The sequence below is a fragment of the Streptomyces sp. PA03-3a genome, from assembly GCF_033792735.1.
In the GTDB taxonomy this organism is placed as follows: Bacteria; Actinomycetota; Actinomycetes; order Streptomycetales; family Streptomycetaceae; genus Actinacidiphila.
In genome coordinates, this window is record NZ_JARAVM010000034.1 from 83,250 (window position 1) to 89,249 (window position 6,000).

At 71.1% G+C, this 6,000-nt stretch carries 3 protein-coding genes and 1 pseudogene; all 4 read left to right on the forward strand.

From position 1 onward, the window contains the following. Positions 1–319 precede the first annotated feature (319 nt). Positions 320–2,317, forward strand: a complete 1,998-nt coding sequence (locus PV342_RS32465) for an alpha-1,4-glucan--maltose-1-phosphate maltosyltransferase (protein WP_400802236.1) — start codon at positions 320–322, stop codon at positions 2,315–2,317. Next, positions 2,314–4,014, forward strand: coding sequence for a maltose alpha-D-glucosyltransferase (treS, locus tag PV342_RS32470; RefSeq protein ID WP_400802234.1), 1,701 nt, complete (start codon positions 2,314–2,316; stop codon positions 4,012–4,014). The genes PV342_RS32465 and treS overlap by 4 nt, the downstream gene beginning before the upstream one ends. Positions 4,015–4,277: 263 nt before the next feature. Further along, positions 4,278–5,735 (forward strand): maltokinase N-terminal cap-like domain-containing protein, encoded by a 1,458-nt coding sequence (locus PV342_RS32475; RefSeq protein WP_500319781.1) that lies wholly within the window; start codon positions 4,278–4,280, stop codon positions 5,733–5,735. 37 nt (positions 5,736–5,772) lie between these two features. After that, positions 5,773–6,000: pseudogene (locus PV342_RS32480) on the forward strand (hypothetical protein); the annotation flags it as partial.

Here is a 6,000-nt window from a genome sequence, read left to right on the forward strand (position 1 = left end):
CGGCGGCCCGGCGCCCCCGGCGGCCGTGCGCGCCGGGCCGCGGGACGGTGGCCGGTTGTCTTCGTCCGGGCGCCGCCGGGGCCGCCGGGAGCGCAACTTACGCGCCAGTACCCCTTTCCGGGGAGTATTCGACCGTCATCCAATGGGCAGGCTCACCCTTGCGCGACGCGGCGCCCAACCCTCCCACACCACAACTCGTATCCGCCCACCCGAGTGAACGCGGACAGGAGCGGTCATGCCCACAGGCAGGCATCCGAAGGAGCAGATAAAAAGAGCGGAAGGTACCCGTCCGGCCACCCGCACAAACTGGTGAGGCGCAATGATCGGTCGTATCCCCGTCCTGGACGTCCGCCCGCTGGTCGACTGCGGCCGCCGCCCCGCCAAGGCCGTGGTCGGCGAGACCTTCCAGGTCACCGCCACGGTGTTCCGCGAGGGACATGACGCGGTGGCGGCCAACGTGGTCCTGCGCAGCCCCGCGGGACGTTCCGGGCCACGGATCCCCATGCGCGAACTCGCCCCCGGCACCGACCGGTGGGGCGCCGAGGTGACCCCGACCGCGGAGGGCCGCTGGACGTACACGGTGGAGGCCTGGAGCGATCCGGTGGCCACCTGGCGGCACCACGCGGGCATCAAGGTCCCCGCGGGCATCGACACCGAACTGGTCCTCGCCGAGGGGGCCGAACTGCACGAGCGCGCGGCGGCCGGGGTACCCAAGAAGGACGGCCGCGCCGTGGTGCTGGCCGCGGCCGACTCGCTGCGCGACACCTCCCGCACACCCGCCGAGCGGCACGCCGCCGCCCTCGCGGCCGACGTGGTGGAGGTGCTCGGCCGGCACCCGCTGCGCGACCTGGTCAGCGCCTCCCGTCCGGCGGCCCTCCAGGTGGAGCGGCAGCGTGCGCTGTTCGGGTCCTGGTACGAGATGTTCCCCCGGTCCGAGGGTGCCGTGGTGGACCCCACGGGCCGGCGACCACCGAGGTCCGGCACCTTCCGCACGGCGGCCGAACGGTTGCCGGCGATCGCCGCGATGGGCTTCGACGTGGTCTATCTGCCACCCGTCCACCCGATCGGCGCAGCGTTCCGCAAGGGGCCGGACAACACGCTCGACCCCGGGCCGCACGACGTGGGCTCGCCCTGGGCGATCGGCTCCGCGGAGGGCGGCCACGACGCCGTCCACCCGGACCTCGGCACGATCGAGGACTTCGACTTCTTCGTGGAGCGGGCGCGCGAGCTGCGGCTGGAGATCGCCCTGGACTTCGCGCTGCAGTGCTCCCCCGACCACCCGTGGGTCGGCAAGCACCCCGAATGGTTCACCACCCGGGCGGACGGCTCGATCGCGTACGCCGAGAACCCGCCGAAGAAGTACCAGGACATCTACCCGATCGCCTTCGACGCCGACTTCGGCGGCATCGTGCAGGAGACCGAGCGGGTGCTGCGGCACTGGATGGACCACGGGGTGCGGATCTTCCGGGTCGACAACCCGCACACCAAGCCGGTCGTCTTCTGGGAGAAGGTCATCGCCGACATCAACCGCACCGACCCCGACGTCATCTTCCTGGCGGAGGCCTTCACCCGTCCGGCCATGATGCACACCCTGGCCCAGATCGGCTTCCAGCAGTCGTACACCTACTTCACCTGGCGCAACGGCAAGCAGGAACTGACGGAGTACCTGACGGAGCTGTCCGGCGAGGCCGCGAGCTACATGCGGCCCAACTTCTTCGTCAACACCCCGGACATCCTCCACGCCTATCTGCAGCAGGGCGGCCGCCCGGCGTTCGAGGCGCGTGCGGTCCTGGCGGCGACGCTCTCCCCCACATGGGGGGTGTACGCCGGATATGAGCTCTGCGAGAACGCGCCGGTGCGCGAGGGAAGCGAAGAGTACCTACACTCGGAGAAGTACGAGCTCAAGCCCCGCGACTGGGCGGCAGCCGAGGCCGACGGCCGTTCGCTGGCTCCGCTGCTCACCACGCTGAACCGGCTGCGACGCCGCCACCCCGCGCTCCAGCAGCTACGCGATCTGCGCTTCCACCCCGTGAACAACGACGCGGTGCTGGCGTACTCCAAGCGCTCGGGCGACGGCAGCGATGTCGTACTGGTGGTCGTCAACCTGGACCCGCACCACACCCAGGAGGCGACCGTCTCGTTGAACATGCCGGAACTCGGCCTCGCGTGGCACGAGTCCACCCCGGTGCGCGACGAGCTCACCGGCGAGACCTACCACTGGGGCAGGGACAACTATGTGCGCCTCGAGCCGGGCCGTACGCCCGCGCACATCCTCACCCTGCGACCTACTCCATCGACAGGAGGGTCACCCACTTGATCGTCAACGAACCCGTACCTGACACGTTCGAAGACACCCCGGCCAAAGACCGGGACCCCGACTGGTTCAAGCGGGCCGTCTTCTACGAAGTCCTCGTACGGTCCTTCCAGGACAGCAACGGCGACGGCATCGGCGACCTCAAAGGGCTCACTGCCAAACTGGACTATCTGCAGTGGCTGGGCGTCGACTGCCTGTGGCTGCCGCCGTTCTTCGCCTCGCCGCTGCGAGACGGAGGCTACGACGTCGCCGACTACACGGCCGTACTGCCGGAGTTCGGCGACCTTGCCGACTTCGTGGAATTCGTGGACGCCTCCCACCAGCGCGGGATGCGGGTGATCATCGACTTCGTCGTCAACCACACCAGCGACCAGCACGAGTGGTTCCAGCAGTCCCGCACGGACCCGGACGGCCCCTACGGCGACTACTACGTCTGGGCGGACGACGACAAGCAGTACCAGGACGCCCGCATCATCTTCGTCGACACCGAGAGCTCCAACTGGACCTTCGATCCGGTGCGCAAGCAGTACTACTGGCACCGCTTCTTCTCGCACCAGCCGGACCTCAACTACGAGAACCCCAAAGTCCAGGAGGAGATCCTGGCCGCCCTGCGGTTCTGGCTGGACCTCGGCATCGACGGCTTCCGGCTGGACGCGGTGCCGTACCTGTACCAGGAGGAAGGCACCAACTGCGAGAACCTGCCGCGTACCCATGACTTCCTGAAGATGGTCCGCGAGGAGATCGACGCCCACTACCCGGACACGGTGCTGCTCGCCGAGGCCAACCAGTGGCCCGAGGACGTGGTCGACTACTTCGGCGACTACGCCAAGGGCGGCGACGAGTGCCACATGGCCTTCCACTTCCCGGTCATGCCGCGCATCTTCATGGCGGTGCGCCGGGAGTCGCGCTACCCGGTCTCGGAGATCCTGGCCAAGACCCCGGCGATCCCCGAGAACTGCCAGTGGGGCATCTTCCTGCGCAACCACGACGAGCTGACGCTCGAGATGGTGACGGACGAAGAGCGCGACTACATGTACGCGGAGTACGCCAAGGACCCGCGTATGCGGGCCAACATCGGCATCCGGCGCCGGCTCTCCCCGCTGCTGGACAACGACCGCAACCAGATCGAGCTCTTCACGGCGCTGCTGCTCTCCCTGCCGGGTTCGCCGATCCTCTACTACGGCGACGAGATCGGCATGGGCGACAACATCTGGCTCGGTGACCGCGACGCCGTGCGCACCCCCATGCAGTGGACCCCGGACCGCAACGCGGGCTTCTCCTCCTGCGATCCGGGCCGGCTCTACCTGCCGACCATCATGGATCCGGTCTACGGCTACCAAGTGACCAACGTCGAGGCGCAGATGAGCTCCCCGAGCTCGCTGCTGCACTGGACCCGCCGGATGGTCGAGATCCGGAAGCAGAACCCGGCCTTCGGCCTGGGCTCGTACACCGAACTCCCCTCCAGCAACCCGGCCGTCCTGGCCTTCCTGCGCGAGTACAAGGACGATCTCGTCCTGTGCGTGAACAACTTCTCGCGCTTCGCCCAGCCCACCGAGCTCGACCTGCGGTCCTTCACCGGCAGGCATCCCGTCGAGCTGATCGGCGGGGTGCGCTTCCCGGCCGTCGGCGAATGGCCGTACCTGCTCACCCTCGCCGGTCACGGCTTCTACTGGTTCCGGCTGCGCCGCGACGCGGTGTAGGCGGTCCCCGCCGGGTGACGGCGACCCGGCGGCCCGGCACGGTTTCGTGCCGGGCCGTCGGGGCAGGCTCCCCCTGCCGGATCCAGCGTCATATCGGATGCTGTACGGGCCCTTGTCCCTCGTACGCCAAGTACGCCAAGTACGCCAATTGATCGACCGGCTCGGATGATATTCGTCCGACACGTCCCACTCGTCGGACCATCGCCGCAGCACGCCCCTTCACTTAGGGAACCAGCAGGCCCGGCACCCGAGGAAAGGACGTCATGTCGGACACCTCGTGGCTTCGCACCTCCGCAGTCCGGTCGGGGACCACCGTGCCCCCGGCGCCGGGGCTGCTCTCCGCGCTCGTCCCGATGCTGCGGGAGTGGCTGCCCCGGCAGCGGTGGTTCGCCGGGAAGGGACGGCCGATCAGCGGCTTCGGACTGGTCTCGGCCACCGAGTTGCTGCCCGCCGACGGGCGGCTGGGCACCCCCGGACTGCTCCATCTGCTGCTCGACGTCCACCACGACGTGCAGGAGCGGATGCCCGGGACCGGGCGCGGGCAGCCGGCCGACACCTATCAGTTGCTGCTCGGCACCCGGGCACTGCTGCCGCCCGCGCTCGCCCCCGCCCTCGTCGGGCACGCCGTCGGCGGCCCCCTGGACGGCCTGACCATCTACGAGGCGCTGCACGACCCGCGTCTGACGTCCCTGCTGCTGGAGCGGCTGCGCGCCCCCGGCCGCACCGGGCACCTGCGCTTCGGTTCCGAGCCGGCCGCGGCGATCCCCGCGGGGCTGGCGCCCCGGCTCTCCACCGCCGAGCAGTCCAACAGCTCGGTCATCTACGGCGACACGTTCATCCTCAAGCTGTTCCGGCGGATCGCCCCGGGCCCCAACCCCGACCTGGAGCTCTCGCTCGCCCTGGCGCGGGCGGGCTCGCGGCGGGTCCCGGCGCCCGCCGCCTGGTTCGAGGCGCTCGGCCTCTACGCCGAGCCCGCCACGCTCGGCGTGCTGCAGCGTTTCCTGCCCGGTTCGGCCGGGGCGTGGGAACTCGCCCTCCAGGCCGTGGAGGACGGCACGGACTTCTCCGGCGAGGCGCGCGCTCTGGGGCGCGCCACCGCGGAGGTCCATCTGGCGCTGGCCCGCGCCCTGCCGACGAGCACCCTGCGCCGTCCGCAGATCGAACTGCTCGCCGCCGCGATGGCCGGACGGCTGGACGCCGCCGCGGCGGCGGTGCCCGCCCTGCGGCCGTACCGCGCCGCGCTGAGGACCGCCTTCGACGACCTCGCGGCGCTCGGCACGCGCGGCACGACGCTGGCCGCGCAGCGCGTCCACGGCGACCTCCACCTCGGTCAGGCCCTGCGCACGGGGCCCGGAGGGTGGGTTCTCATCGACTTCGAGGGCGAGCCGGCCCGGCCGCTGCCCGAACGCCGCCGTCCCGCGCCCCCGGTGCAGGACGTCGCCGGGATGCTGCGCTCCTTCGACTACGCCGCCCGGCACCACGACCCGTCCGCCCCCGGGGCGCCCGAGTGGGCGGAGACGCAGCGCGCCGCCTTCTGCGCGGGCTACGCGGAGGCCGCCGGTACCGATCCGAGGGACGAGCCCGTCGTCATACGAGCCTTCGAGACCGACAAGGCCGTCTACGAAGTGCTCTACGAGGCCAGGCACCGGCCCGCCTGGCTGCCCATCCCCATGGCCGCGGTGCGCCGTCTCGCGCAGCCGCCGCACGGCCGCACCCCCTGACCGGGCACCCCCACGCCCATCCGAGGAGGACCTGATCGTGACCGATCGCCAGCCGTTCCCCGACGCCACCCCCGGCCCGGGCGGGAACGGGAGGGCCCGCGCCGCACGTCCCGCACGCGGCAGCGGGTCCGAGGGCTCGGCTCCCCCGCCGCCCCCCGCAGCCCCGCCGAACCCGCCGGCCTCGGCCACCCGGCCGCAGAAGGCGGCCGGCGCGAAACCCGCCCGCGGCGGCAAGGCCTCCGGTGCGCAACCCGCGGCCGAGGGC